Here is a 25,279-nt window from a genome sequence, read left to right on the forward strand (position 1 = left end):
TTTATTTCAGTCCGCTCTGCTTGCGGGTCAGGAAGAGGAAAAGGAAGGAGAAGGCGAACACGACGATGCCGAGCGCGAAGGAGATGGCGGAAGCATAGTTGAACTGGCTGTAGGAGAAGGCCAGCGAGAAGGCGTACATATTGGGCGTGTACGACGTCGGAATAGCTCCTTGCGCCACCCCCCGGAGCACTTGCGGTTCGGTGAAGAACTGCAGGGTGCCGATGAGGGCGAAAATGACGACCATGACGAGGGAAGACGAGATCATGGGAATCTTGATCCGCCATGCGATTTGCCGGTCAGAGGCGCCGTCAAGGACAGCAGCTTCGTAAATTCCGGGATCGATACCGCGCAGTGCGGCGTAGATGATGATCATGTAATAGCCGGCCCACTGCCAGGTCACGATGTTGACGAGGCTGCCGAAAATGCTGTCCTGCGCGAGGAACTCGGGCGCGGCCATGCCGAGAGCACCGAAAATGGAACTGGCGGGCCCGAAGCGGGGGCTGTAAAGGAAGCCCCACATGAGGGCGCCGATCACTACCGGAACCGCGTACGGGACGAAGATCAGAAGCCGGGAGAACTTGGATGCCCACGTGGCGAGGTTGTCCAGGACAAGGGCTGCAAGCAGGGCCACAATCATTTGGGCCGGAATCATAATCAGGGCGAATTTCGCTACAGTCACCAACCCCTGCAAAAAGACAGGATCACCAAAGGCCTTGAGGTAATTGTCAGCGCCCACGAACTTTGTGCCAGTGGCCAGCGTGCTGGTGAAAAGGCTCATCCGGAAGGCGTAGACCAGGGGGAGGATGAGGAATGTCAGGAAGATTGCCGCGAACGGCGCAACGAAGAGCCATCCCCAGCGCTGCCGGCGCCGGTAGTTCTTGTCGGGGCGGTGCTTTGCGGGGGCCGGTGCTTTGGCCCGCGGGGCCGAAGTCGGCGCGGTGGTCGTAGCCATGATGGTCTTTCCTCAAGCAGTGGGACGGATGGCGCGGTGGAGGTGTCCGCTGGGTGCCGAACGAGCGGGTGCCCACGCAGAGGCGCGGGCACCCGCACGGCGGTTACTTCAGGGTGAAGCCCTGCTCGGTCGCGTACTGCTCGAGGGATGCCTGGAGATCATCGAGGGCTTTGCCCGCGTCCTTCTCGCCCTGGACCATCGAGTAAAGCTGCACGGTCAACTGGTCGTAAGCGTAATTCTGGAATGGGCTGAAGGTTGCGCCCTCGTAGCCCGCGGCTGCCTTCAGGAAAACGTCCTTGTTGATCTGCTGCCCGCCGAAGAACGGGTATTCCTTGTTGGCGAACTCTTCGGAATCAAGGACCGGCGAGTATGAGGGGAACAAAGCTCCCTTGTCAACGCCGAGGTTCATGCCTTCTTTGTTTCCGAAGATGCCCATGGCGACCTTCGCTGCCAGTTGCTTGTCTTTGGCCTGCTTAGTTACTGCAAAGGTGGAACCGCCCCAGTTGACCTGAACGGGGTTGGCTGCGTCCCACTGCGGCAGTGGGGCAGCGCGCCAGATTGAGTTAGGGTCGGCGTCAGACAGGCCCTGCAGGTAGCCGGGACCCCAGGCGGCGGCGAGGTAGACCGCGTACGAGCCGTCCACGAGCTTCGTGTTGTAGTCTGCGGTAAATGCGTCGTCGGTGGCAACCAGGCCCTTCTTGACCAGTCCGTCCCAGTACTTCAGGACGTCCTTGGCACCCTGGTCATTGACTTTAATGCCAATTTCCTGCGGGTTGGCGGAATCGTACTCGAACGGCACCGAACCGGCCTGGGCGAAAAGAGCCTGGTTGAACGCACGCCCGTTGGTGGGGAAGTCAGCGATGACAGCACCGTTGCCGGACTCCTTCAGCTTTTGGGCGGCGGCCTCGAATTCTTGCCAGGTTGTTGGCACCTGGATGCCGGCTGCGTCGAAGATGTCCTGGCGGTAGAGCATTCCCATGGGGCCGCCGTCGACGGGGATGGCATACACGGCATCCCCGCTTGAGGCGTCCTCCCAGGCGCCCTCGGCGTACTGGCCCTTGACGTCGTTAGCACCGAACTCGGTGAGGTTAACGAGCGCATCGCGGATGGTAAAGCTGGAAAGGACCTCCGACTCGAGCTGGATCACGTCGGGTGCGCCGGAGCCCGATTCGATTGAGGTTGAGAATTTGGTGTATTCATCGTTGCCCTGGCCCGCGTTGGTCCAGCAGATCTGCACGTCGTCGTTGGTCTTGTTGAAGTTGTCCACAACTTCGTTGAACGCGGGGTACCAGGCCCAGACGGTGACCTGGGGCGCTTCCGCATTAACGATGGTGTTAGTGCAGGACGCAGCCTCGGAGCCGCCTGCGTTTCCGCCGGAGCAGCCGGTCAGTGCTGCGGCAGTGGCGGCGACGATGCCGACCGATGCCAGGAACTTGGCTTTCATATTTCTTGCTTCCTCTCGCGGTGGTATTCCACCGTGGTCCGCCCGTGGGCGGCCGGTCCGGGTGCTTCAGGAAGGATGACCACCGGGCACAGAGTGCTGTGCCGCTGAATCTTCCTTGATCCGGGCCCGTCCTCCTGCTGAGTCACCTCGTTGAGGTTGCCGCAGGCGCCGGTGCCGTTCTTTACATCGTTGTAGGTAAACGTTGTAAAAGAATCATGCCCAGTGAGTCCCGTCACTGTCAAGCAGTTGCGGCTGAAAATTCCTGCCAAGATGCACTTAGCCAGGCAGTGCCGAAGATTCGCGCTCGATGACCTGGAACCGTGCTTCGTACTCTCGCGGTGGCGCGCTGCCCTCAAGCCCCGAAATCCGCTCCTGCAGGACGCGCACCGCAGTGTCGGCGATTTCGTCCCTGCCGGGATCGATCGTTGACAGGGTGGGCAGGGAATACCTGCCCTCGTCCAGATCGTCGAAGCCGATGACGGCGACGTCGTCGGGTATCCGCCGGCCGGCTTCCTGAAGCACGCGCATCGCTCCAAGTGCCAGGGTGTCATTCAAACCGAACACTGAGTCGAACTCAACGCCAGTCGCAAGCAGCTGCCGCATGGACGTGGCGCCGTTTGAGCGATGCCAGAAGGTGGTGTAAGCCACCAATTTCGGATCGAATTCAATGCCGGCTTCTTCGAGCGCCTGCTGGTAGCCGCGTAAACGAAGACCAGCGGAACCGATAACCTCGCCCTCGTGCGCGCCGACTACGGCGATGCGCCGGCGGCCTTTAGAAAGCAGGTGTGCTGTGGCGGCGCGTGCTGACTCCACGTTACTCATGGTTACGTGGTCGGTGGGACCACCGAAGATACGCTCACCGAGGAGTACGAGCGGAAAATTAACATTGAGGTACTGGGCGTCCTCGTTCGACATGCCCAAAGGGCTGAACAGCAGGCCGTCGGTCATCTGGAGCCGGGGGCTGGACAGGATTTCCAGTTCATGGGCACGGTCCCCGCCGGTTTGCTCGATGAGGACTTTCAGGCCGCGACGGGCGGCGGCCTTGATGACTGAATCCGCCAGTTCGGCAAAGTAGCTCAAGGAGAGCTCGGGAACGGCGAGCCCGATCACGCCGGTCTTGCCGGACCGCAGGCTGCGCGCGGACATGTTGGGGCTGTAGCCGAGCTCGGCGATAGCCTCCATGACCCGCTGTTTGGTGTCCGTGCGAATATGCGGGTAGTCGTTGATGACATTGGAGACAGTCTTAATGGACACGCCCGCCGCCAGTGCAACGTCCTTTAGTGTGGCCGCCATGCTGCTCCCTGAGATCCCGCCGTGACGCCCTGTGCGTCACCCATGGTACCAAGGCTACAACGTTGTAGGATGACCGGGGCCCGGCGTACCGGCGGCCCGGGCTCACCATCCGGTGCCGGGTGTGGCCGCTAACCATCGCCCCCAGCAGTTGATAGTCCTCACTTCACCTGGAAGCCGCTTCAGGCGGAGGCTGAGGTGCTCCTGCCCGAACTTGAGGCCGCGCTCGCACCTTTCGACTTGCGCCCGCACTGGAGCGAGCTCTTCGCGGCGGAAGCCGAACAGCTCGCACCGGTCTACCCCAGGTTTGATGACTTTCGGGTCCTGGCCCGGCGCTTGGACCTGAGGACAAATTCCGCGACGCCTTCCTTGGCCGGAAAGTCTTCGGCAGGCGGGCCTGGAATTCACCCCAGGTTTCGCCCGGCAGGCCTCAGGGTACCTTTCCCGCAGAGCTCAACGAGGGAAAGGTGCCACATGATTGCACTTCTTGTCATCGACATGCAGAACGCGTACTTCGAGGCGCCGGAACTGGCGGCGCAACAGGAACGGCTGGTGTTCTCCTGCAACAGGTTGCTCGAGGCCTTCAAGGCAAGCGGGCACAAGGCGCTGATGGTGGGAACCGAGCACGAGCGGGACAAATCCACCTGGACCCTGAACATGCTTGACGATGACCAGGGCTTCATTTTCCGCGGCAGTGAGCAGACGCAAGCCGTGCCCGGCCTCGCCATCGACGGCCTGCCCCAGCTGAACAAGACGCGTGACAGTGCCTTCGTCGGCACCAACCTGCTGTCCCGGCTGCGTAACTGGGGCGCTGACGAAGTGGTGCTCGCCGGAGTCTCCACCCACAACTGCATCGCCCAGACCGGCGCGGATGCTTTCGCGCACAATATCCGGGTGACATACGCAAAGGACGCGATGGCCTCGGAAGACAACCAGGACGCAAAGGACATGCTGCGCATCCTCTCCACCAGTTACCGCCAGCCGGTCCAGTCCACCGACGAGATCCTGGCCCGGCTCAGCCGCTGAATCTCCCACCTCTAAGGACGGACGACGGCGTGTCGCGCCGACCCGCCGTAGGGATCGCCCCGCCGGCGTTGAAACATGGGGAGATTCAGCGCGTTGCCGGAGACCGGTGCGCATTCCAAGGAAGTGGAGAGCCGGGGATAACAAACCTGAAACGTGGCGGAAACCTCCGCCCCCTACTGTGGGTCCCACGCCGTCCGCTGGCTGTCGAAGGGACCCTCATGCACCTGATGCCACGTGAGCAGGAAAAACTCTTGATCGTGGTGGCCGCAGACCTGGCACGGCGACGCCAGGCCCGTGGACTCCAGCTCAACTATCCCGAAGCTGTGGCCATCATCAGCTACGAGCTGATTGAGGGCGCCCGGGACGGCCGCACAGTTGCTGACCTCATGAGCTACGGCACCACGCTGCTGCGCCGGGAGGACGTGATGGAAGGCGTGCCCGAGATGATCCATGACGTGCAGATTGAGGCAACCTTCCCGGACGGCACCAAGCTCGTCACCGTCCACGATCCCATCCGCTGAAGGCAGGCCATGATTCCAGGGGAGTACATTCTTCGGCCCGGGCCGGTGACGGCGAATGCGGGACGGGAAGCGATCGACGTCGCCGTGGTTAACACCGGTGACCGGCCCGTGCAGGTGGGGTCGCACTTCCACTTCGCTGAGGCGAACGCGGCCCTGACGTTCGACCGGGAAGCCGCCTACGGCCGGCGCCTGGACATTCCCGCGGGCACTGCTGCGCGGTTCGAGCCAGGGGATTCCCGGAAGGTGCGGCTCATCGAACTGGCCGGCGCCCGGGAAGTGTACGGCTTGGGTAACGCCGTCAACGGGCCGCTGTCGGACGGCAAGGGGCCGGCAGGAGCGCAGGACGGCGTGAAGGAGGGCGGCAAGTGAGCTTCGAGATTTCACGCCGGCAGTACGCCGACCTGTACGGCCCGACGACCGGTGATGCCATCCGCCTGGCTGACACCGACCTGTTCCTTGAGATCGAGAAGGACCTTACCGCCTACGGCGAGGAGGTGGTGTTCGGCGGCGGCAAAGTGATCCGGGACGGCATGGGCCAGAACGGCCAAGTGACACGGGACGGTGTTGGTTCCGGCGGTGTTGGTTCCGGCGGCGGAGTGCCGGACACCGTCATCACCAACGCGGTGATCCTGGACTACACAGGCATCTACAAGGCTGATGTGGCCATCAGGGATGGACACATCTTCAAAATCGGCAAGGCCGGGAACCCGCAGATCACCGACGGCGTGGACATCGTGATCGGCGCGAGCACCGAAATCATTGCCGGCGAGCGCAGGATCCTCACTGCCGGGGGAGTGGACACCCATATCCACTTCATCTCCCCGGACCAGGTGCCCACGGCGCTGGCCAGCGGCATCACCACCATGATCGGCGGCGGCACCGGCCCGGCCGAAGGCACGAAGGCCACCACGGTGACGCCCGGGAAGTGGCACATCCAGCGGATGCTCCAGGCGGCCGAGGGCTTCCCCATGAATATCGGCCTGTTCGGCAAGGGCCACGCTTCCGCCGTCGAACCCCTGGCCGAGCAGATCCGCGCCGGTGCCATCGGGCTGAAGGTCCACGAGGACTGGGGATCCACCACGTCGTCCATCGACACATCCCTGACAGTCGCCGACGAATACGACGTCCAGGTTGCCATCCACACCGACACCCTGAACGAGTGCGGCTTCGTGGAGGACACCATCCGCGCCATCAACGGCCGCGTCATCCACACCTTCCACACCGAGGGTGCCGGCGGCGGGCATGCCCCGGACATCATCAAGATCGCAGGCATGCCCAATGTCCTGCCTGCGTCCACCAACCCCACGCTGCCGTACACGCGCAACACCATCGAAGAGCACCTGGACATGCTGATGGTGTGCCACCACCTCAACCCGGATATCCCCGAAGACGTCGCGTTCGCTGACTCGCGCATCCGGGCGGAGACCATCGCGGCCGAGGACGTGCTGCAGGACCTCGGCATCTTCTCCATCACCTCTTCCGACTCGCAGGCCATGGGCCGGGTGGGCGAGGTGATCACGCGCACCTGGCAGGTGGCGGACAAGATGAAGAAACAGCGCGGCGTGCTGGAGGATCCCCGGGGGAATAGCGCTGCCGGCGTCCACGGCTCAGCGCAGGGTTTGGGTTCCGGCAGTGACAACTTCCGCCTCAAGCGCTACGTCGCCAAGTACACGATCAACCCGGCAATCGCCCAGGGGATCGCGGGCTCGGTGGGCTCGGTGGAGGAGGGCAAGTTCGCCGACCTCGTGTTGTGGGACCCGGCCTTCTTCGGCGTCAAGCCGGAGCTGGTGCTCAAGGGCGGCCAGATCGCCTATGCGCTGATGGGCGACGCGAACGCCTCCATCCCCACCCCGCAGCCGCGCACCATGCGGCCGATGTTCGCTGCATTCGGAAAGGCCCTTCAGCAGTCCTCCATCACGTTCCTGTCCCAGGCAGCCATCGACGCCGGCGTCCCCTCCGAGCTGGGCCTGGAAAAGGTCATCCGGCCCGTCTCGGGAATCCGGACCCTGACCAAGGCCGACCTGAAATACAACGACGCCACCCCGGACATCCAGGTGGACCCGGAAACGTACCGGGTAACGGTGGACGGCGAGGACGTCACCTGCGAGCCGTCCGACGTCCTGCCCATGGCCCAGCGCTACTTCCTTTTCTAACACCCACTGGAGCCCCACGTGATCATCGAAAAAGTCCTCGGCAACCTGCACGAGCTGCCCGACCCGCACGCCTACGCCGGCCTGCACCAGGAAAAAGTGGTGCTGCCGAGCGCCCAGCTGGTTAAACGCATCCAGCGCGCCACGACCGACCACGGCAAGGAGATCGGCATCCGGCTGCCCTCCGGGTCGGGGGACCTGCGCGACGGCGACATCCTGCACGTGGCCGGTTCCAACATGATCGTGGTATCGGTGCTCCCCACCGACGTCCTGGTGATCGCGCCAAGGACCATCCACGAGATGGGCGTCGTGGCCCATTCCCTCGGCAACCGGCACCTGCAGGCCCAGTTCTTCGAGCCTGCTTCGGAATACGGGGCCGACGTCATGGTGTGCGCTTACGACCACACCGTCGAGGACTACCTTCGCCACGCTGCCGTGCCCTACTCCCGACAGGAACGCGTCATGCCTGTTCCTTTCCGCCATGCTGAACACTCGCACTAGTAGTCCTGTCGCCGCGCTGCGCGTCCTACGGCGTGTGCTGGCTGGGTGCGTCGCCCCGGATTGGGGGCCGTGCCCGTCCCCAGGCGCTCCCAATCCTCGCAAGCTCGGATCGGGGCCCTCGCGCCTGTGGGCCCCCCGCGCGGCCCGCCACGCCGCGGCCCCATATCCCTCGCGTCGCCTGCGTTCGTCACCTTTGGCGGTCGCTCAGTGAGCAGTTATCAGCTTGCTTTGCAGCAGCTGACTGACTCTGCGCTTCCTACTGGGGCTTTTGCGCACTCTCTTGGCTTTGAGACTTACATCGAGCGGGGGCTCGTGGTTGATGAGGCTGGTTTTGGGGTGTGGCTCGGGGCGTTCATTGGGCAACAGCTGACTTACTCGGATGGGTTGGCTATTCAGCTCTTTTTTGAGGGGGTTGATCTTGGGGAGTTGGATGAACTCTTGTCGGCTTCGCTGCTGCCTCGGCAGGTTCGGGAGGCCAGCGTCAAGATGGGCTTGCGGCTGCTCGAGATTGGCGGGGAGGTCTTCCCTTCCGAGGAACTCGGACTGTACCGGGACCTGGTGAGGAAGGGCCTTGCCGCAGGGCATCAGCCGCTGGCGTTCGCCGTCGTCGCCCGCTCCCTGGGAGTGCCGCTGCAGGAGGCACTCGCCGCCTACCTTTTCGCCGCCGTCACGTCCCTGACCCAGAACGCCGTCCGGGCCATCCCGCTGGGCCAGAACGCCGGGCAGCGGCTGCTTCAGCAAGCGGCGGACGACGTCGCTGCCGCCGTCGAACGGGTCTCTCACCTCACCCTGGAGGACTTCGGTGCCGTCACCCCCGGACTGGAAATTTCGCAAATGCGGCACGAACGCCAACGTGCCCGGATGTTCATGAGCTAGCAGCGCTTTTTACTTAGGAGGACAGAATGACTGAACCCATCAAAATCGGCATCGGCGGACCCGTCGGCGCCGGTAAAACCCAGCTGGTGGAGCGGCTCACCCGGCACATGAGCGGCGAAATCTCCATGGCCGCCATCACCAACGACATTTACACCATCGAGGACGCCAAAATCCTCGCCGCCAACGGCATCCTCCCCGTGGACCGGATCATCGGCGTCGAAACCGGCGGCTGCCCGCACACCGCCATCCGGGAAGACACCTCCATGAACACCGCTGCCATCGAGGAACTCAAAGCCCGGCACCCCGACCTGCAGGTCATCTTCGTCGAGTCCGGAGGCGACAACCTCTCCGCCACCTTCAGCCCCGAACTCGTCGACTTTTCCATTTACATCATCGACGTGGCCCAAGGCGAGAAAATCCCCCGCAAAGCCGGCCAAGGCATGATCAAGTCCGACCTCTTCATCATCAACAAAACCGACCTCGCCCCGCATGTCGGCGCTGATTTGGCAGTGATGGAAGCGGATTCGCGGGATTTCAGGGGTAACAAACCGTTCTGCTTCACCAACCTCAAGACCGACGAAGGGCTCGACAAGGTCATCGAATGGGTGAGGCGGGACGTCCTGATGCTCGACCTCGCGATATGAGCCAAAAAACTTCCGCTGTCATCTCACCTTGGGCGGCGCCCGCGGATGAAGGGGGCCGTGTCCGCTCCGCGGTGCCCGCCACGCCGCGGCCCCCTTCATCCGCGACCGCTCATCGCCCAGCGAGAGGGCGGCTGGAGTTGGGCATCAACGTGCGTAACGGCAAGTCCATTGCTTCCACACAGTTCCATGAAGGCGCCCTCAGAGTCTTGCGACCACATTATTTGGATGACTCGGGGCAGGTTTGCTACGTCGTCGTCAATCCTGGCGGGGCTTATCTTGGGGCGGATCTTTTTGTGCTGAACGTGGAAGTCGAAGCAGGCGCTGATCTGTTGTTAACCACGCAGTCCGCTACGAAGGTGTACCGGACTCCGGGCTCTTGTGCTGAGCAGCGGATGGTTGTTCGCCTGGGGGAGGGGGCGCGGCTGGAACTGGTGCCTGACCAGCTCATTGCCTACCGGGAGGCCAGCTATCGGCAGAACACCTCTTTTACGGTGCGGCCGTCGTCGTCACTGGTCATGGCGGAAGTGGTGACACCCGGATGGTCGCCAGACGGAGCGGCGTTCCGCTACGAGGAGCTGCGGCTGCGGAACGAGATACGGGTCGGGACAGACGAAGGAAGCCAGCTCCTGGCGCTGGACAACCTGCTCATCCGGCCGCCGGCAGGGGATGTCACCGGGTTGGGGTTTATGGAGGGCTTCAGCCACCTGGGGTCGCTGATCGTGGTGGATGCCCGGGTGGACCAGGCGCTCGCCGACGAGCTGCACAGCATCACTTCGCTGCGTGATGCCTTGACCGGAATCTCGCTGACCCGCAGCATCGCAGGAGCCACTGGGCTGGTCCTGCGGTCACTGTCGAACAGCACAGGGGAATTGAGCCTCCTTCTTGGCGCCTGCACCTCCCTCCTCCGCGAGCGGTGGCACGGGCAGGAACCACTGAACCTCAGGAAGCACTGATGGCAGCCAGCACCAGCATCACCACCCTGTACCGGGGGCGGGACGGCTTGCCGCTGCGGACCCGGGTGCTGTGGATGTTCGGTGCCGTGGCCGCCCTGCACGCCGCCGCCGTCGTACTCCTGCTGGCCGGCGGCGCGGGGAACGCCGGGGGAGCCGGTGCCCAGGCCCTCACCGGAGGACTGGTCCTGACGGCCTATCTCGCGGGTGTGAAGCACAGTTACGACTGGGACCACCTTGCGGCCATCGACAACTCCACCCGCAAGATCGTGGCGAACCGCCAGGACCCGGTCAGCGTCGGCTTCGCCTTCAGCCTCGGACACAGCTCGGTGGTGACGCTGGCCGGTGTGCTTGTTATTGCCGGTGCCGCCGCCATTGGCGAGTTCATGCAGGACGGATCTGCCGGCAACCTGGTGCTCGGGCTGATCGGCAGCGCCGTTTCCGGGTTGTTCCTGCTGGCGATGGGGCTCTTTAACGGGTCGGCCTTCGCCCGCTCTGTGCAGGCCTACCGCCGGGCGCGGTCCGGGGCCGCGATTGATCCCCAGGACCTCGAACCAACCGGACTGGTGGCGCGGCTGCTCGCCCGGCCGCTGGCCAGGGTCCGGCGGCCGCTGAGCATCTACGTGATCGGCTTCCTGTTCGGGCTGGGGTTTGACACCGCCACCACCATAGGGCTGCTGATGATGACGACGGCGGCGTCCCTGGCCGGGGTGCCGGCCGCTGCCCTGCTGGCGCTTCCACTGGCGTTCACCGCCGCCATGACGCTGTGCGACTCCCTGAACGGGCTGGCCATGATGCGGATGTACCGCTCGGCGCTTGATGACCCACCGCGGAAGCTCGGTTTCAACGCCCTGGTGACCGGTATCTCGGCGGTGTCCGCGCTGTTCATTGCGGTGATCACGCTGGGCGGTTTCGTCAACGCCGCCTTCGCGCTGGACGACCCCCTGACCGTGTGGCTGGGATCGGTTGACCTGGGCGACGCCGGCCTGCTGCTGGTAGTGCTGTTGCTGGCAGTGTGGGGTGCCGCTGCGGTGAAGGGGCGGGTGGAGCGCCGCCCGCGGCACTAAGGCACAAGCCCGGGCCAGCCGGTTCAGGCCGCCATCCGGCCCCTGTTCTTCCGGTGCGGACGGGTCTTTGCCTGGTCCGGGACACCTGCTTTCGACGCCAGCGGCACCTGACCGCCGTCGGGAACCCTGCTGTCTGCGTGCAGGTGCACCCCGTGCTCGATGAGGACGCTGGAACCAATGCGTGAGTGGCTGCCGATGTGTACCCGGTTTCCAATCACCGTGCCCCGGCCGATCCGCACGCCATCGCCAATAACGGCCCTGTCCCCGATAGTGGCATCGCGGTCGATCCAGCTGCCGTGGCCGATTTTGCAACCCGAGCCGATCCGGGCGCCGTACTCCACATAGGTCATAGGGCCGATGCGTGAGCTTTCGGCTGCTGTGGCACCGGGAGCGATGAGGCCGCCGCCATTGGCGTGACGGGCGTAGCGGGTGACCTTCCCGGCGTCGTCTTCAACTGATACAAACTTCGCGTTCATTCAATCCCTCGTTAACGGTGGCGGCCTTTTCAGCCGCACATTCAGTTAACGGTTCGGAACTCAAATGGATTCCCGGGAACCGGGACGACAACGGCGGTGCGGACTCTTGAGGCCTGGGCCTCAGGCCACGAGGTTGGCTGCGGCGGTGTCCATATGTGCGCGGATGGTCTTCCGGGCGAGTGATGCGTCGCCTGTTTCAATGGCCGCCACGATGTCACGATGCCGGTCAACGCTCATGTTCTTGACGCCCTTATCCAGGCCGCCGAACATGATGGACATCCTGATTGACCCTTCCAAGGACTCCCAGGAGTGAAGCAGGGTTTCATTGCCGGTCAGGCGGCAAAGAGTGCGGTGGAATTCCATATCGGATTCGATCCGCTCTTCCAAGGACAAATCCTGGGCTGCCTCCATAACGTCTATGGTCTGGTGCAGGGACTGGATTGCGTGGGCCCGGTCCGGGAGTTCGCAGAGGGTGCGTGCAGCCAAGGATTCAAGGGCCGCCCGTACAGCGAAGATGTCCCGGATTTCCTTCTCGTCCAGGTGCCGGACTGACAGCCTGCCGCGCGGCCCGGCGGACAACAGACCCTCCTGTTCAAGCTGGCGCAGGGCCTCGCGCAGCGTTCCCCGGCTGATCTGCAGCATCTCGGAAAGTTCTGTTTCCACCAAATGCCGCCCGGGCGCCAACTCGCCGCTGGTGATGGCGGTCCTCAGCGCTGAGAGCGCCTGCTCACGGAGGCTCTTCTTTTGCAGTCCCAGCAGCGGGGCTGTCAGTCCGGCCATGGCGTCTGTCCTCGATGTTGTAAGTCGACTGTTTACAGTCGGTTGTAGTTTCGATAGTACGGCAGAAAGCACGGCGCCGGGCGGGACCGGTGCCGTGCTTCCCACATTCGCCGTCGCCGCGCTAGCCGAGTTCGGCGAGCACCTTCGCCACGATGCGGTCCACGGCCAAACCGTAGCGGTCGTGGAGGGTGGGCAGTGCGCCGGCGTCGAGGAACTGGTCCGGCAATGCCACGGGGACCACGCGTTTGCCAACGCCGGCGGTGACGACGGCGGAGGCGACGGTTTCGAACAGGCCGCCCACCACGCTGTGGTTCTCCAGCGTTACGGCGAGCCGGTCGGTGTCGATCTCCTTGAGGACGGTTTCGGCGTCGAACGGTTTGATGGTGGGGGTGTGGACGACGGCGACGTCCACGTTGTGTGCGGCCAGCGCCTTGGCTGCCTGGAGGGCGCGCATGGTCATCAGGCCGGAGGAGATGAATACGACGTCGTTGCCGCCGCGCAGGACCTTGGCCTTGCCGAGTTCGAATTTGTAGTCGTACTCGTCCAAAACAGTGGGGACATTGCCGCGCAGCAGGCGCAGGTAGGTTGGCCCGTCACTTGCTGCCAGCTGCGGGACGGCCTGTTCGATGTCGATGGAGTCGCAGGGGTCAACGATGGTCAGGTTGGGCATGCCGCGGAAGATTGCCATGTCCTCGGTGGCCTGGTGGCTGGGGCCATAGCCGGTGGTGAGGCCGGGCAGGCCGCCGACGATGTTCACGTTCAGGTTCGGTTCGGCGGCGTCGAGGCAGAGGAAGTCATAGGCGCGGCGGGCGGCGAACACGGAGTAGGTGGACGCGAACGGCACCAGCCCGGTTTCGGCCAGGCCTGCTGCTGCGCCGAAGAGCAGCTGCTCGGCCATGCCCATTTGGAAAAAGCGTTCCGGGAAGGCCTTGGCGAAGATGTGCATGTCGGTGTACTTGCCCAGGTCGGCGGTCAGGCCGACAATCCTGTCGTTTTCCTGTGCCGCCTTCACGAGCGCGTGCCCGAACGGCGCGGACGTGGTCTTCTGGCCGGGATCGGCGAAGGACGCGATCATGGCCGAGGTTTTCAATTTGGGCTTGGCCGCTGTTGTGGTGTCGGGGGCCTCGGTGGTGGTGCTCATGCTGAAGCCTTTCCTTTGTATCCGGCGGTGAGCTGCTCGCGGCAGGTCTGCCATTCGTGTTCTTCGATGCGCATGAAGTGCGCCTTTTCGCGGTTCTCCAGCAGGGGAACGCCCCGGCCTACCTTCGTGTCGCAGAGGATGACGGAGGGTCGTCCGACGGCGGCGGCCTGGGCCGCTGCGTTGTCGAACGCTACGAGCAGCGCGGCGACGTCGTTTCCGTCCACGCGCTGGGTGTACCAGCCGAACGATTCCCACTTTTCGGTGACCGGCTCGGTGCGCAGGACGGTGTCGGTTTTGCCGTCGGCCTGCAGTGCGTTGATGTCCACCATGGCGGTGAGGTTGCCCAGCTGGTGGTGGTGGGCGCCCATGGCTGCCTCCCACGTGGAGCCTTCGTCCAGTTCGCCGTCGGAGAGGAAGTTGAATACCCGGGCGTTGGAGCCCTGGTAGCGCAGGCCCAGGGCCATGCCGACGGCGATGGTCAGGCCGTGGCCCAGGGAGCCGCCGGAGATTTCCATGCCCGGGGTGTAGGTGGACATCCCGGACATCGGCAGCCGGGAATCATCGGAACCGTAGGTTTCCAGTTCTTCCACCGGGACGATCCCGGCTTCGGCGAGGGCCGCGTAGTGGCCGATCGCGTAGTGCCCGGTGGAGAGCAGGAACCTGTCCCTCGCCTCCCAGTGCGGGTCCTCCGCCTTGAAGCGGAGCTGGTCACCATAGACGGTGGCGAGCATGTCCGCAGCGCCGAGTGCCTGGCCCACATAGCCCTGGCCCTGGACCTCGCCCATGTTCAGGGCGTGGTGCCGGATGCGGTAGGCGGCCGCGCTGATTCCCGCGATGCGGTCCTGCGCCAGGTCGGGGGCCACCTGGCTTTCGTCTGCCTGGTTCTGGACAGTATCTGTTGCCATTGCTTGCTCCGTGTTTGGTTCGTGCGTGGTGGTCATTAGACGCTCACTGTGTTGGGGGTGCTTTTGGTGGCCTCGTCAGCCAGCTCGCGCTCCCGCTTGCCCCAGGTTTCCCGGGTGACAATGGCGGCCCAGAGGCCAATGGCGGCGTAGAAGCTGAAGAGGAGGGCAGGGCCCATCCAGCCCAGGGCCACGAACAGCAGGGTGGTGACGAAGGGGGTGAATCCGGAGACCATGGCCGAGATCTGGTAGGCCAGCGAGGCTCCGGAGGAGCGGGTCTTGGCCTGGAACAGTTCGGGGAACCACGGACCCTGCGCGCCGGCAAGCGAGTTCTGGCAGACAGCGTAGGAGATGACGATGGTGGCGATGACGAAGATGAACAATCCGGTATTCACCAGCAGGAACATGGGAATGCCGAACAGCGCGGCGAAGGCGCAGGACCAGACGTACAGGGGGCGGCGGCCGATCCTGTCGGTGAGCCGCGCCCAGGCCATAGTGGCGAAGATGCCGATGAAGGAAGCGATGCAGAGCGCCACGAGCGTCTGCGTCTTGTCCGCCAGCTGCTCGGTGTGCAGGTAGGAAATCATGTACGTGATGGACACGGCGTAGCCGGCAGTTTCCGCAACGCGCAGGCCGATGCCGCGGACAATGCTGCGCCAGTCGGTCTTGATGACCTCGATGATCGGGTTCTTGACGATGGAGCCGCTTTCCTTGACCTCGTCAAAGACGGGGGACTCGGGCACCTTGGAGCGGATAATCAGGCCGACGGCAACAAGCACGATGCTGGCCAGGAAGGGAACGCGCCAGGCGAGCTCACCGCCGAGGTTGACGCTTACCAGGAAGACCAGGTTCGCCAGCAGGAGGCCTACCGGGAAGCCAGCCTGCACTATGCCGGTGTATTTGCCCTTGGCCTTCCACGGTGCGTGCTCGTAGCTCATCAGGATGGCGCCGCCCCATTCGGCACCGAAGGCCAGGCCCTGGACGATGCGGACGAAGACCAGCAGTGCGGGTGCGAGCAGGCCGACCTGCTCATATGTCGGCAGGAGGCCGATCAGGAAGGTGGCCACACCCATGATGATCAGCGAGGCGACCAGAACCGGTTTGCGTCCCACCTTGTCGCCAAGGTGCCCGCCGATGATGCCGCCGATGGGGCGGGCAGCGAAGCCGACTCCCAGGGTGGCGAAGGCCGCGAGTGTTCCGGTCACGGGATCGCCCGTGGGGAAGAACGCGGTCCCGAAGTACAGCGCAGCGGCCGTGCCGAAACCGATGAAGTCATACGTCTCAATCACAGCGCCCACACCGGAGCCAATAGCAACGCGCTTGGCGTCCTTGGTGCCGTGCACGTGGCCGCGCATTTTCAGAGCTTCGTTGCTCATGGTGGTTCCCTTTCGGAGAGCGGCCTACGGGGCGGCCGCTGTCGACGGTTAACAAATGATAGACCCAGTGTGATGCCCGTCATGCTCAATGTCAACAGTCGACCTTAAGGGTTGACTGTCAACACTAAGAGCCATATTGTGGTCCTAGTCACTTTGACCCAGCTTCATCTCCACGTACTCATTGATCCAAGGGAGCATCATGACCACGACTCAGCGCACTGCCGTCCTTACCGGAGCAACCTCCGAGCGGGGTATAGGCATCACCACCGCCCGGCGTTACGCCAGCCAGAATTGGGCGGTAGTCATTCTGGACCTCGACGGCGAGAAGTCCGCGAAGGTCGCAGCCGAAATTGGAAACGAGTACAACGTTCCTGCCTTCGGTCACGAGGTGGACGTCGCCAGCGAAGCGTCCGTTGCCGCCGCCCAGGCAGCCGTCGCCGCCGAGGTCGCCGCGGGCAACCTGCCTCCCGTAGGCGCCCTCGCCAACATCGCCGGCATCACCTCTCCCGTCCCGTTCCTCGAGACCACCCTTGAGCTGTGGCACAAGGTGATGGACGTCAACGCAACAGGCACCTACCTGGTGACGAAGGCGTTCCTGCCGGACATGATCGACAACGGCTGGGGCCGCATCGTCACCATGTCCTCGGTGTCCGCACAACGCGGCGGTGGCGTGTTCGGGAAAGTCCCGTACTCCGCAGCAAAGGCGGCCATCCTGGGGTTCACCAAGGCCCTCGCCCGCGAACTGGGGACCACCGGGGTGACGGTCAACGCCATCACCCCGGGTGCCGTGGACACCAACATCCGGGTGGGCAGCACGGAAGAGCAGGAAGCCGCCATCAACGCCGGAATTCCGCTGGGCCGCAACGCGACCACCCAAGAAGTCGCAGCCGTGATCACCTTCCTGTCCTCGGAGGACTCGGCCTACCTCACCGGCACCACCATCGACATCAACGGCGGAAGCCACATGCACTAACGGAGCCGGCGACGAGTGCCTGCTGGAGAACGGGCGGATTGGGCAATGCGATGAAGCCATATCGCTACCATGACTGGAGCCGGCTCATTGGGACGCCGGTGGAGGTCCGAAAGGACTTCGAAATTGTGCGCACCGGTGTGGTCGATGACGCCATGGCTGATTCGTCAGCCCTGTGGCTGGCGGCAGACGCAGGAGGCGGCAGAGCCCTTTTTGCTGCCGCAGAGGGTTACGAGGTGTGGATCCGGCCGAAGGAACTTGGTGGCAAGTTCTGCTTCAAGATGGCGGCCATGCAACTCTCCGGGTCCGGGCAAGGGCGCGGATCCCGGTAGGCAAGCGAAGGGGTGGGTTTCCCGCCGCAGGGTTCCTACACTGGGGTGATGATCACCGTCACCGGAAGTGTGGAAACCAAGCTGCCCGCCGAGCAGGCCTTTGCCTACATGCGGGAGTTCGAAAACACGAGCGAGTGGGACCCCAGCACCCCGGTGATGGACAAACTGACTCCAGGTCCTGTGGCTGTGGGGCACAGGTACCACGCCGAGTCGGAGTTCCGGGGCAAACGCCAGACCCTTGAATACGAGGTCATCGAGCTGACGGAGAACCACATCAAGCTCCGCGGCGAGAACAAGACGGTAACGGCTTTCGACTCGATCGACGTGAGCTCCAACGGTGCGGGTTCGGTGGTCAAGTACACGGCGGAGTTCAGCATCAAGGGCCCGGCCAAGATCATTCAGCCGCTGCTGAAGCCGGCCTTTATGTCGCTGCGGGACCCCGCGCTGAACGGGATCAGGGACACGCTCAACTCCCGCGCCGGGGTATAACGAAAGGCACCGCGGCGGCATCGCAGCATCATTCGTTGGAGGAATCCAGCCCGGTGAGACGGGAGCAAGCCTCCCACAAACGCCGGCGTGCTTCAGGATCCGAGCCCATACCCGGCGTCGGGAGTTCCTGCCGCTTTGCCCAAAGCTTCCCGGAAACGTCCGCTGCTTCGCGTGAGGTGGCAAGCCAGACAGCCGTGTCTGCTGCCTTGTCGGCCGGGGCGCCGAAAGTGTTGGTGACCCAGCGGAATGGCCCCCCAACGTCCTGCAGGAGTGCCGTGTTCTTGACGAGGCCGGGATGGACGGCGTTCGCCACCACGCCCGTGCCTCGCAGGCGCTGGGCGAACTCCTGTGTCAGGAGAACACGGGCAAGCATTGTGGGCGGCGTGGACCGAAGGTAGCTGTACTTGCCCTTCGCCGTCTGGAGGTCATCGAAGCTGAGCGTGGCGTTGCCGTACCTTGAAGCAACCTTGACGATTCGTGCGGTAGAGGCCGCCGGGCCAGCCGTCCCTGCAGTTCCGGCGTTTGCCTTTCCTTCACTCGCGGCGCGCTTGAGGGCGTCAAGCAGCACCTGTGTCAGCAGGAAGTAGGCCACCACATTCGTGGCGAAGGTCAGTTCCAGCCCGTCGGGAGTAACGTGGCGTTCCTTGCGGAAGACTCCTGCGGCGTTGACAAGCACATCCAGCCTGTCGTGGCGGGACAGGACATCGGACGCCGCCCGCCGGATGGAGGGCTGGGCCGACAGGTCACAGGCGAGCGGTTCGAGCCTGGCAGCCGGAACCAGTGCTCTGATGTCCGCCATTGCCGCCTCCGCCCGGGCAGCGGAGCGGCCAACGACGATAACCGCTGCTCCCTCGCGCGCCAGGCCGGCGGCTACGGCTTTCCCCAGCCCGCCCGTCGCGCCCGTCACCAGCGCCAGGCGCCCCTCCAGTGATCCCATCGCCGCCTCCTCAGCACCTCGGCCTTCCGGCTTCAGTTGCAGCTCCTTCAAGGAGCCCAAGCGCCTTCAGGTTACGCCTTCGCCGCACCCCTTCCTACGGCAAATCAGGGCACCTGGAAACAGGCCAGCGGGAGTAGGTAGACTGGCCTACCTACTACCTACCTAGTCAAAAGGAGCGCCGGTGCCCTCGCCTACCGTGTCTGTGCCGTCACATGTGTCCGTGCCGCCCAGGAAGTCCGCCCGCGCGCTGTTGCTCACGGCAGCCGCAAGGCTCTTCTACGAACAAGGCGTCGGAGCCACGGGCATCGATGCCGTCACCGCCGAGGCAGGGGTGGCAAAAAAGAGCCTCTACAACAACTTCGCGTCCAAGTCCGACCTGGTGGGCGCATACCTTGAAGCCCGGCACGAGGAATGGCTTGGCCTCTACCGGACGCGCGTGGACGCCGCGGCTGGACCGAGGGAGCGCGTGCTGGCCATCTTTGACGCCTACCTCGATCATGCCCGCTTTGCGTACCACCACGGATTCCGGGGGTGCGGACTGCTCAACGCTGCCGCCGAACTGCCGGCAGGCAGCCTGGGTCGCTTGGCGGTGCGGCGCCACAAGGAGGAAGTTGAGGCGCTCCTCTCCGCGCATCTGGCCGAACTGCTCCCGGACCAGGAGGAACGCCGGATAAGGCTGGCCACCCATCTGGCCTTCCTCCTCGAAGGTGCCGTGGTCCGTGCAGGACTTGAGGGTGGGGATGCCCGGCTTCTTGAGGGCCGGACCATTGCCGCACAGATGCTGGACGGGCTGTGACTGCGTCCACCGGCTTCGCCCCAGGTCCTGTCTGGGGCGCTGTCTTTGTGCTCGCCGCATCGGTGCTGTGGGGCACCACAGGAACTGCTGCCACGTTTGCCCCGGCCGTCAGCCCCTTGGCCATCGGTGCCGTTGCGATGGGAGTTGGCGGGTTGCTGCAGGCTCTCTACGCGGCCCACCCCATCAGTGCCCAATGGCGGCGCCTGGCGGAGCAATGGCCGCTGGTTTCCCTGGGGGCGTTCGCAGTTGCGGTCTACCCTCTGGCCTTTTACACGTCAATGCATCTTGCCGGCGTGGCAGTGGGAACTGTGGTTTCCATCGGCTCGGCCCCCGTGGCAGCGGCGTTGATCGAACGCCTCGTTGACCAGAAGCCGCTCACCCTCCGCTGGATAATTGGGGCGCTGATCGCTGTGGGCGGCGCCGTGCTGTTGTCGTTTGCAGGGCACCGGCCCGGCGACGGCGGCGCAGGTCCCGCGGCGGAGTCCTGGGCCAACGCGTCTGGGGCCAGCGCGTCCTGGGCCAGCGCCGCGGGAATAGCCCTCGGTTTGGTTGCAGGGGCTACCTACGCTTTGTACTCGTGGGCAGCCCACCGCCTCATCGGCGGAGGCGTGTCCTCCCGGGCCGCCATGGGGACGGTGTTTGGGGTGGGCGGTGTCCTGCTGATGCCAGTCCTCCATGTCACCGGCCGCCCGCTCGTCGAGTCGTGGACGAACTTCACCGTCGGGGCGTACATGGCACTCGTGCCGATGTTTGCGGGATACGTCCTGTTCGGGTGGGGCCTCGCGCGGGTCCGTGCGAGCACTGCGACGGGCCTTTCCTTGGTGGAGACTGTGGTGGCAGCGGCACTGGCGGTCCTGGTGGTGGGGGAACGGTTGCCGGCCGCGGGCTGGCTGGGGGCCGCCACCGTCCTGGCAGGCCTGTTCTTCCTGCTCCCACGCGCTTCACAAGAGGGGCAACAGCGCTTGGGCGACGCAGGACTAGGTGGGCTGTCCGCGCCGGCGGCGGCGCACGAGGGGATGCTTGTTCAGCGCGAGGCAGGCACCCAGAGCCATCAGGAACAACCCGGAGACAGCCGCACCGATGACCTGGCCGCTGACCCCGGCGATGAAGAGCACAAGGCCGAGCAGGCCCGCGGCTGAACCGTAGTAGAAGCCTGAACTGAACCGGTGTGAGGGGTAGCCGTACAGCAGTTCCATGGCCAGGTGGGGATCGTCGGCGATCAGCCCCAGCTCCAGCTCCTTAAGGAGCCTCCGCTCCTCTTCGGACATTGGCATTGGACGCCCTTGAAATCTAAGTCGGGAGTATCGATATCGACCGTAGGATTCTTGTCCTGTTGAGTCAAGGGTCAGCTTGCCGGGTGCGGAGGCTTAACTGGGACGTCGTATCTCAGTGAGTCTCCCAGCACCCTCACGCCTTGGGTGGGGACATGCGTGGTTGGCCGGGAGCTGGGCATCAGATGTTCCACGGAAAGTCCCGCCAAAAGGACGCAGTGGTCGGCGATGAGCCGTCGGTGGCATCGCCACCAAAGGGTTTCGCTGCACATAATCACGGTGGGTTGCTCGGATGCCTCTGCCATCAGTCGTTCCGCGGCCGCTCCGAACTCCCCGGTCCGCATATAGGCAGCGTAGGCCCGGAAAGAATCGTTGCGAAGGGCCGTATCCGGTGAGTCCGGCGGTAGCTTGCGGAAACCGCCAAGCCGCTGCTCCCACCGGTAGCTGATGCCGGCGTCCGGCAGCCAGGCGGACATGCTGTCCTTGCCAAACTGGGGGTGCTTGCGGCTCCCGGGCCCGATGCGTACGTCCACGAGGGATGTCACGCCGGCGCCTTTCAGCAGCTGCCCAAAGTCAGCCTGGGAGGCGGTCCCGTGACCTGCCGTAAAAAGAACGCCCACAGAAGCCATGATAGGCAAGGGGGCTCCCGCCGCAGCAGGAGGCAGGACGACGGCGGGACGTGCCTAACGCCGTCGGAGTTCCGCGAACTCAAGCGAGGGGACGATGGCCCCAGCGTCCCGCTCCACGAAGTTGGTGCCCGGCGGGACAACGTCATCGATCGCATCCAGGACCGACTCACCCAGCCTGACCTCGGCCGCCCGCAGGTATGCCGCAAGGTGCTCTTCGCTGCGCGGCCCAATAATCACGCTGCTCATGGCCGGATGGGCCAGGGCAAAGCCGACGGCGAGGTCCACCAGCGGGAGCTCCAACTTGTCCGCCAGCCGTGCCAGGGCATCGGCGGCGTGCAGCTTGCGTTCGCTGGAGGGGCCGGAAATGTCGTAGCGGCCGGGAAGCGAGTGCACGCGGGTGGGCGCCTTTCCGGAATCCAGGACGAAGCTGCCCGACAGCCAGCCGCCCGCCAACGGTCCGTACGCCAGTACGCCGAGGCCATACTGCTGGGCGATGGGGAATACGTCCCGTTCGTTGGCGCGCACCAGCATGGAGTACGGCACCTGGTTCCCGAGCGGGGGGATCAGATGGTTGGTGGTGGCCAGCCACTGCGCCTCCACCAACTGGGCCGGCGTGAACACGGAGGTGCCGTAGTAGAGGATTTTTCCCTGCCGGATCAGGTCGTTGAGAGTGGTGATGGTTTCCAGGACATCGGTGTTGTAGTCCGGCCGGTGTGCCTGGTACAGGTCAATGCGGTCGGTCTGCAGGCGGCGGAGGCTGCCTTCCACGGCCTGCGTGATCCAGCGCCGGGAGTTGCCGGCATGGGCAGGATTGGGGCTCATCTGGCCGTGGAACTTCGTGGCGAGGAAGACGTCGTCGCGGCGGCCACGCAGGGCACGGCCCACTACCTGCTCTGATTCCCCCTGGGAGTACACATCGGCCGTGTCTATCGCCGTGATGCCCGAGTCCAGCGCGGACTGGATAATCCGGATGCTCTCCTCCGCTCCGGTTGGCGCGCCGGTAGCTCCACCGGTCCCCTCGCCGAAATTCATGGTGCCCAGGGTCAGCGGGCTGATAGGGGTGCCTGATCGCCCGAACACCCGCAGTTCGCTGAGGCTCATCTCCGGTCTCCTCCGATATTTGCAGGCACGACGCGCCGATGCGTGCCCTTGATCGTCATGAGGCTACACAGATCGGTCGCGCTGCGGCGGGTTCGCGCCTCAGAGCTTCTCTTTTCGACTCGCGGGGTAACGAAAGGGGACCGGTATGACGTTTTATGGAGCACGTTGGGCAGCACACACGTGGGAGAGATGCCTGGACCAGCCCGCGGCGGACACCCCTACACCGGTGGACGCAGGCAGGGCCAGTACCCACTTCGGAGCTTGAACCACTGCGGCCGGGGCGTTCCGGTTTCGCCTCTGCGCCGCCCTGCAATAATCTGAACCAACGGTTGTGCGCGGGGGTGCAGACGCCCGGTGCAACAGGCAGCACTGTAAGTTCGGGCCACATCACCAGACGAGGCGGACACGCATGACGGCTTCAGACCAGCAGCACCCACAGCAATCGCAGATGCCCGCGGATCCGCCAGGCCTGCCACCCGCTGCCCGTGAAGCTGCCGCCACAGCCGTGGACCCGCACCTCCTCCAGCAGTTGGCGGATGCACATGGTGTGGGAACCTCATTCCAGGGCTGGGACGGCCTGCCGCACAGCGTCGCCGAAGATACCTTGATCAAGGTCCTGGCCTCCCTCGGGGTGCAGGCCCACACCAACCAGCTCATCGAGGCGGCACTCGCGGAAGCGGAACTGGCGCCGTGGCGGCGGATGCTGCCTCCCGCCGTCGTGATCCAGCAGGGCGAGCCGGCTCAGGTCCCGGTCCATCTGCTGGACGGAGCCACAGCCCAGGTGACCATCACGCTCGAAGGCGGTGCCGGGACGCGGGACGCGGTCCAGCAGGACCTCCGGGTGCAGCCGCGGGATGTGGACGGTGTAGCAACCGGGCGTGCCACTTTCGCCCTTCCCCCGGACCTGCCGCTGGGCTGGCATACCCTGCACGCCGAATCACAAGGCGCCACCGCGTCCGCAACCCTGGTGGTGGTACCAGCCCGGCTGACCACCGCCGCGCCGCTGGAAAAGCGCCGTGGCTGGGGACTGGCTACCCAGCTGTACTCCGTGCGTTCCAAGCGGTCCTGGGGAATCGGCGACTTCTCCGACCTCGCCGACCTTGGCGCCTTGAGCGCGGCCCACGGCGCAGACTATATTCTGGTCAATCCGCTGCACGCTGCCGAGCCGGTTCCGCCGGTGCAGCCATCGCCGTACTCACCATCCACCCGGCGGTTCTTCAACCCTCTGTATATCCGTATCGAGGCAATCCCCGAACTGGCCTACCTCAAACCGCGCAAGCGTGCCGCAGTGGAGAAGCTTCACGAGGAAGCGGCTGCCCTGAACAAGGAGGGTGCCCGGCTGGACCGCGATTCCGTCTACGCGGCCAAGCTCGAGGCCTTGGAACTGCTCTACCACACCCGCCGGTCGCCGGCACGGCAGGCGGCCTTCGACGAGTTCTGCCGCATCTCCGGCAGCGGGCTGGACGACTTTGCCCTCTGGTCCGCCATCCGGGAGGACCTGCCGGCCGGGGACCCCTTCTGGTCGGACCCCGCCAGTGCCCTTGGCACGCCGCAGACCGAGGCGCTGCGGGAAAGGCTTACGGACAGGATCGGCTTTTACCGCTGGCTGCAGTGGATTTGCGACGAGCAGCTTGAAAACGCGCAGCGGGCAGCGCTGCGGTCCGGGATGCGGCTCGGCGTGGTCCATGACCTCGCGGTGGGGGTGGACCACAGCAGCGCCGACGCCTGGACGCTCAGGGACGTCCTTGCTCCCAACACCAGCGTGGGTGCGCCGCCTGACATGTACAACCAGCAAGGACAGGACTGGGGCCAGCCGCCGTGGCATCCGGCCCGGCTTGGGGAGGCCGGCTACATCCCGTTCCGCAACATGCTGGCCACCGTGCTGCGCCACGCCGGCGGCGTGCGCGTGGACCATGTCCTGGGCCTGTTCCGGCTGTGGTGGATTCCGTCCGGCAATGCCCCCGGAGACGGCGCCTACGTACGCTACGACCATGAAGCGCTGATCGGTATCCTCGCCCTTGAGGCGCAGCGTGCCGGGGCGGTGGTGATCGGCGAGGACCTGGGCACGTTTGAGCCCTGGGTCCGTGACTACCTTGCCGCCCGCGGCATCCTGGGAACTTCCATCCTTTGGTTCGAGTACGACGGCGACTCGCCCCTTGCGCCCGAAAAGTACCGCACGCAGGCACTCGCGAGCGTGAACACGCACGACCTGCCGCCTACCGCCGGATACCTCGCCGGCGACCATGTGGCACTGCGGAGCGGACTGGGCCTCCTGGAGCGGTCCGAGGCGGAGGAGCGGGCTGAGCACAACGCCTCACTGGAGAAGATGTTGGCGCTGGTGCGCGAGCGCGGCTACCTCCCTGACGATGCTTCCGGCCCTGCCGGGGCCAGCGAAGAACGGACCATAGAGGCCCTGCACCTGCTGCTGGCCCAGGCGCCATCGGTCCTGCTCGGCGTTGCACTCGTGGATGCCGTGGGGGAACGGCGGGTCCAGAACCAGCCCGGCACCACCGAAGCGCTGTACCCGAACTGGCAGGTACCGCTCGGCGGGCCCGACGGCAAGCCGGTGTTTCTGGATGATCTTCCCGCCAATGCACGGTTCAACTCCCTGCTGGCGGCGGTGGAGGAGGCCCTGCGCGGCTAAGTCAACAGTCAGGA

26 protein-coding genes and 1 pseudogene are annotated in these 25,279 nt (G+C 64.7%); 15 read left to right on the forward strand and 12 right to left on the reverse strand.

All coding sequences use genetic code 11. The features are described 5' to 3' along the window. Position 1 precedes the first annotated feature (1 nt). The 3 genes from M1D32_RS02190 to M1D32_RS02200 all read right to left on the reverse strand — a co-directional run bounded on the left by M1D32_RS02190 (position 2) and on the right by M1D32_RS02200 (position 3,689). The gene (locus M1D32_RS02190; protein ID WP_458780736.1) at positions 2 to 952 is read right to left on the reverse strand and encodes a carbohydrate ABC transporter permease; all 951 of its coding nucleotides are present in this window, start codon (positions 950 to 952) and stop codon (positions 2 to 4) included. A gap of 103 nt (positions 953 to 1,055) precedes the next feature. Next, positions 1,056 to 2,396: an ABC transporter substrate-binding protein gene (locus M1D32_RS02195; protein ID WP_458780737.1), complete on the reverse strand. Its 1,341-nt coding sequence runs from the start codon at positions 2,394 to 2,396 to the stop codon at positions 1,056 to 1,058. A gap of 276 nt (positions 2,397 to 2,672) precedes the next feature. After that, entirely contained in the window at positions 2,673 to 3,689 is a 1,017-nt protein-coding gene (locus tag M1D32_RS02200) for a LacI family DNA-binding transcriptional regulator (RefSeq protein ID WP_458780738.1), read from the reverse strand. A 471-nt stretch (positions 3,690 to 4,160) separates the two neighbouring features. Here M1D32_RS02200 and M1D32_RS02205 point away from each other — a divergent pair, with 471 nt between their 5' ends. The 9 genes from M1D32_RS02205 (at position 4,161) to M1D32_RS02245 (ending at position 11,421) form a co-directional block, all read left to right on the forward strand. Beyond that, the gene (locus tag M1D32_RS02205; RefSeq protein ID WP_458780739.1) at positions 4,161 to 4,712 is read left to right on the forward strand and encodes a cysteine hydrolase family protein; all 552 of its coding nucleotides are present in this window, start codon (positions 4,161 to 4,163) and stop codon (positions 4,710 to 4,712) included. Positions 4,713 to 4,930: 218 nt separating this feature from the next. After that, entirely contained in the window at positions 4,931 to 5,233 is a 303-nt protein-coding gene (locus M1D32_RS02210) for an urease subunit gamma (protein ID WP_458780740.1), read from the forward strand. 9 nt (positions 5,234 to 5,242) lie between these two features. Next, on the forward strand, positions 5,243 to 5,602 hold the full coding sequence (locus tag M1D32_RS02215) for an urease subunit beta (RefSeq protein WP_458780741.1): 360 nt from the start codon (positions 5,243 to 5,245) through the stop codon (positions 5,600 to 5,602). Further along, positions 5,599 to 7,386, forward strand: coding sequence for an urease subunit alpha (gene ureC / locus M1D32_RS02220; RefSeq protein WP_458780742.1), 1,788 nt, complete (start codon positions 5,599 to 5,601; stop codon positions 7,384 to 7,386). Before M1D32_RS02215 ends, ureC begins: the two co-directional genes overlap by 4 nt. A gap of 18 nt (positions 7,387 to 7,404) precedes the next feature. Next, positions 7,405 to 7,884, forward strand: a complete 480-nt coding sequence (gene ureE / locus M1D32_RS02225) for an urease accessory protein UreE (protein WP_458780743.1) — start codon at positions 7,405 to 7,407, stop codon at positions 7,882 to 7,884. A gap of 207 nt (positions 7,885 to 8,091) precedes the next feature. Beyond that, positions 8,092 to 8,760, forward strand: a complete 669-nt coding sequence (locus M1D32_RS02230; protein ID WP_458780744.1) for an urease accessory protein UreF — start codon at positions 8,092 to 8,094, stop codon at positions 8,758 to 8,760. 26 nt (positions 8,761 to 8,786) lie between these two features. After that, positions 8,787 to 9,404 carry an urease accessory protein UreG gene (ureG, locus tag M1D32_RS02235; RefSeq protein WP_458780745.1) on the forward strand — a complete coding sequence of 206 codons (618 nt, stop codon included), beginning with the start codon at positions 8,787 to 8,789 and terminating at the stop codon, positions 9,402 to 9,404. After that, positions 9,401 to 10,357 (forward strand): urease accessory protein UreD, encoded by a 957-nt coding sequence (locus M1D32_RS02240; RefSeq protein ID WP_458780746.1) that lies wholly within the window; start codon positions 9,401 to 9,403, stop codon positions 10,355 to 10,357. Before ureG ends, M1D32_RS02240 begins: the two co-directional genes overlap by 4 nt. Further along, complete coding sequence (locus M1D32_RS02245) at positions 10,357 to 11,421, forward strand: HoxN/HupN/NixA family nickel/cobalt transporter (RefSeq protein WP_458780747.1); 1,065 nt, start codon at positions 10,357 to 10,359, stop codon at positions 11,419 to 11,421. The genes M1D32_RS02240 and M1D32_RS02245 overlap by 1 nt, the downstream gene beginning before the upstream one ends. A gap of 23 nt (positions 11,422 to 11,444) precedes the next feature. Here M1D32_RS02245 and M1D32_RS02250 read toward each other — a convergent pair whose 3' ends face one another. From M1D32_RS02250 to M1D32_RS02270, 5 genes are all read right to left on the reverse strand, one after another. Continuing rightward, positions 11,445 to 11,897 (reverse strand): LbetaH domain-containing protein, encoded by a 453-nt coding sequence (locus M1D32_RS02250; protein WP_458780748.1) that lies wholly within the window; start codon positions 11,895 to 11,897, stop codon positions 11,445 to 11,447. 120 nt (positions 11,898 to 12,017) lie between these two features. After that, positions 12,018 to 12,677, reverse strand: coding sequence for a GntR family transcriptional regulator (locus M1D32_RS02255; protein WP_458780749.1), 660 nt, complete (start codon positions 12,675 to 12,677; stop codon positions 12,018 to 12,020). 121 nt (positions 12,678 to 12,798) lie between these two features. Continuing rightward, positions 12,799 to 13,818, reverse strand: coding sequence for a transketolase family protein (locus tag M1D32_RS02260; protein ID WP_458780750.1), 1,020 nt, complete (start codon positions 13,816 to 13,818; stop codon positions 12,799 to 12,801). Beyond that, the gene (locus tag M1D32_RS02265) at positions 13,815 to 14,723 is read right to left on the reverse strand and encodes a transketolase (protein ID WP_458780751.1); all 909 of its coding nucleotides are present in this window, start codon (positions 14,721 to 14,723) and stop codon (positions 13,815 to 13,817) included. Before M1D32_RS02265 ends, M1D32_RS02260 begins: the two co-directional genes overlap by 4 nt. Positions 14,724 to 14,758: 35 nt before the next feature. Then, the gene (locus M1D32_RS02270) at positions 14,759 to 16,096 is read right to left on the reverse strand and encodes an MFS transporter (protein WP_458780752.1); all 1,338 of its coding nucleotides are present in this window, start codon (positions 16,094 to 16,096) and stop codon (positions 14,759 to 14,761) included. 199 nt (positions 16,097 to 16,295) lie between these two features. On the opposite strand from M1D32_RS02270, the gene M1D32_RS02275 reads away from it, so the two are divergent. From M1D32_RS02275 to M1D32_RS02285, 3 genes are read left to right on the forward strand one after another with little or no spacing between them, the layout of a single operon-like run. Next, positions 16,296 to 17,069, forward strand: coding sequence for an SDR family NAD(P)-dependent oxidoreductase (locus M1D32_RS02275; protein WP_458780753.1), 774 nt, complete (start codon positions 16,296 to 16,298; stop codon positions 17,067 to 17,069). Between the two features lie 50 nt (positions 17,070 to 17,119). Then, on the forward strand, positions 17,120 to 17,398 hold the full coding sequence (locus tag M1D32_RS02280) for a hypothetical protein (RefSeq protein ID WP_458780754.1): 279 nt from the start codon (positions 17,120 to 17,122) through the stop codon (positions 17,396 to 17,398). 48 nt (positions 17,399 to 17,446) lie between these two features. Next, the gene (locus M1D32_RS02285; protein WP_458780755.1) at positions 17,447 to 17,887 is read left to right on the forward strand and encodes an SRPBCC family protein; all 441 of its coding nucleotides are present in this window, start codon (positions 17,447 to 17,449) and stop codon (positions 17,885 to 17,887) included. 28 nt (positions 17,888 to 17,915) lie between these two features. On the opposite strand, the gene M1D32_RS02290 is transcribed toward M1D32_RS02285, so the two are convergent. Continuing rightward, a complete protein-coding gene (locus tag M1D32_RS02290) occupies positions 17,916 to 18,824 on the reverse strand; it encodes an SDR family NAD(P)-dependent oxidoreductase (RefSeq protein ID WP_458780756.1) in 909 nt (302 codons plus the stop codon). Between the two features lie 181 nt (positions 18,825 to 19,005). Here M1D32_RS02290 and M1D32_RS02295 point away from each other — a divergent pair, with 181 nt between their 5' ends. Both M1D32_RS02295 and M1D32_RS02300 read left to right on the forward strand, forming a co-directional pair. Next, positions 19,006 to 19,620 carry a TetR/AcrR family transcriptional regulator gene (locus M1D32_RS02295; protein ID WP_458780757.1) on the forward strand — a complete coding sequence of 205 codons (615 nt, stop codon included), beginning with the start codon at positions 19,006 to 19,008 and terminating at the stop codon, positions 19,618 to 19,620. Beyond that, complete coding sequence (locus M1D32_RS02300; protein WP_458780758.1) at positions 19,617 to 20,759, forward strand: DMT family transporter; 1,143 nt, start codon at positions 19,617 to 19,619, stop codon at positions 20,757 to 20,759. The genes M1D32_RS02295 and M1D32_RS02300 overlap by 4 nt, the downstream gene beginning before the upstream one ends. On the opposite strand, the pseudogene M1D32_RS02305 reads toward M1D32_RS02300, so the two are convergent. The 3 genes and pseudogenes from M1D32_RS02305 to M1D32_RS02315 form a co-directional block, all read right to left on the reverse strand. Beyond that, positions 20,715 to 20,894 (reverse strand): annotated as a pseudogene (locus tag M1D32_RS02305) (DUF3040 domain-containing protein); the annotation flags it as partial. The gene M1D32_RS02300 and the pseudogene M1D32_RS02305 sit on opposite strands and share 45 nt — an antisense overlap. A 71-nt stretch (positions 20,895 to 20,965) precedes the next feature. Continuing rightward, the gene (locus M1D32_RS02310; protein ID WP_458780759.1) at positions 20,966 to 21,511 is read right to left on the reverse strand and encodes a DUF488 domain-containing protein; all 546 of its coding nucleotides are present in this window, start codon (positions 21,509 to 21,511) and stop codon (positions 20,966 to 20,968) included. Between the two features lie 63 nt (positions 21,512 to 21,574). Beyond that, on the reverse strand, positions 21,575 to 22,621 hold the full coding sequence (locus M1D32_RS02315; RefSeq protein ID WP_458780760.1) for an aldo/keto reductase: 1,047 nt from the start codon (positions 22,619 to 22,621) through the stop codon (positions 21,575 to 21,577). A 409-nt stretch (positions 22,622 to 23,030) separates the two neighbouring features. On the opposite strand from M1D32_RS02315, the gene malQ reads away from it, so the two are divergent. Next, entirely contained in the window at positions 23,031 to 25,265 is a 2,235-nt protein-coding gene (gene malQ / locus M1D32_RS02320) for a 4-alpha-glucanotransferase (RefSeq protein ID WP_458780761.1), read from the forward strand. Positions 25,266 to 25,279: the final 14 nt, after the last annotated feature.

Source organism: Arthrobacter sp. D3-16, assembly GCF_054408515.1.

Coding starts and splice junctions, on each gene's coding strand:
- M1D32_RS02190 (WP_458780736.1), bottom strand. CDS start 952: ATGGCTACGACCACCGCGCCGACTTCGGCCCCGCGGGCCAAAGCACCG.
- M1D32_RS02195 (WP_458780737.1), bottom strand. CDS start 2,396: ATGAAAGCCAAGTTCCTGGCATCGGTCGGCATCGTCGCCGCCACTGCC.
- M1D32_RS02200 (WP_458780738.1), bottom strand. CDS start 3,689: ATGGCGGCCACACTAAAGGACGTTGCACTGGCGGCGGGCGTGTCCATT.
- M1D32_RS02205 (WP_458780739.1), top strand. CDS start 4,161: ATGATTGCACTTCTTGTCATCGACATGCAGAACGCGTACTTCGAGGCG.
- M1D32_RS02210 (WP_458780740.1), top strand. CDS start 4,931: ATGCACCTGATGCCACGTGAGCAGGAAAAACTCTTGATCGTGGTGGCC.
- M1D32_RS02215 (WP_458780741.1), top strand. CDS start 5,243: ATGATTCCAGGGGAGTACATTCTTCGGCCCGGGCCGGTGACGGCGAAT.
- ureG (WP_458780745.1), top strand. CDS start 8,787: ATGACTGAACCCATCAAAATCGGCATCGGCGGACCCGTCGGCGCCGGT.
- M1D32_RS02240 (WP_458780746.1), top strand. CDS start 9,401: ATGAGCCAAAAAACTTCCGCTGTCATCTCACCTTGGGCGGCGCCCGCG.
- M1D32_RS02245 (WP_458780747.1), top strand. CDS start 10,357: ATGGCAGCCAGCACCAGCATCACCACCCTGTACCGGGGGCGGGACGGC.
- M1D32_RS02250 (WP_458780748.1), bottom strand. CDS start 11,897: ATGAACGCGAAGTTTGTATCAGTTGAAGACGACGCCGGGAAGGTCACC.
- M1D32_RS02255 (WP_458780749.1), bottom strand. CDS start 12,677: ATGGCCGGACTGACAGCCCCGCTGCTGGGACTGCAAAAGAAGAGCCTC.
- M1D32_RS02260 (WP_458780750.1), bottom strand. CDS start 13,818: ATGAGCACCACCACCGAGGCCCCCGACACCACAACAGCGGCCAAGCCC.
- M1D32_RS02265 (WP_458780751.1), bottom strand. CDS start 14,723: ATGGCAACAGATACTGTCCAGAACCAGGCAGACGAAAGCCAGGTGGCC.
- M1D32_RS02270 (WP_458780752.1), bottom strand. CDS start 16,096: ATGAGCAACGAAGCTCTGAAAATGCGCGGCCACGTGCACGGCACCAAG.
- M1D32_RS02275 (WP_458780753.1), top strand. CDS start 16,296: ATGACCACGACTCAGCGCACTGCCGTCCTTACCGGAGCAACCTCCGAG.
- M1D32_RS02280 (WP_458780754.1), top strand. CDS start 17,120: ATGAAGCCATATCGCTACCATGACTGGAGCCGGCTCATTGGGACGCCG.
- M1D32_RS02285 (WP_458780755.1), top strand. CDS start 17,447: ATGATCACCGTCACCGGAAGTGTGGAAACCAAGCTGCCCGCCGAGCAG.
- M1D32_RS02290 (WP_458780756.1), bottom strand. CDS start 18,824: ATGGGATCACTGGAGGGGCGCCTGGCGCTGGTGACGGGCGCGACGGGC.
- M1D32_RS02315 (WP_458780760.1), bottom strand. CDS start 22,621: ATGAGCCTCAGCGAACTGCGGGTGTTCGGGCGATCAGGCACCCCTATC.
- malQ (WP_458780761.1), top strand. CDS start 23,031: ATGACGGCTTCAGACCAGCAGCACCCACAGCAATCGCAGATGCCCGCG.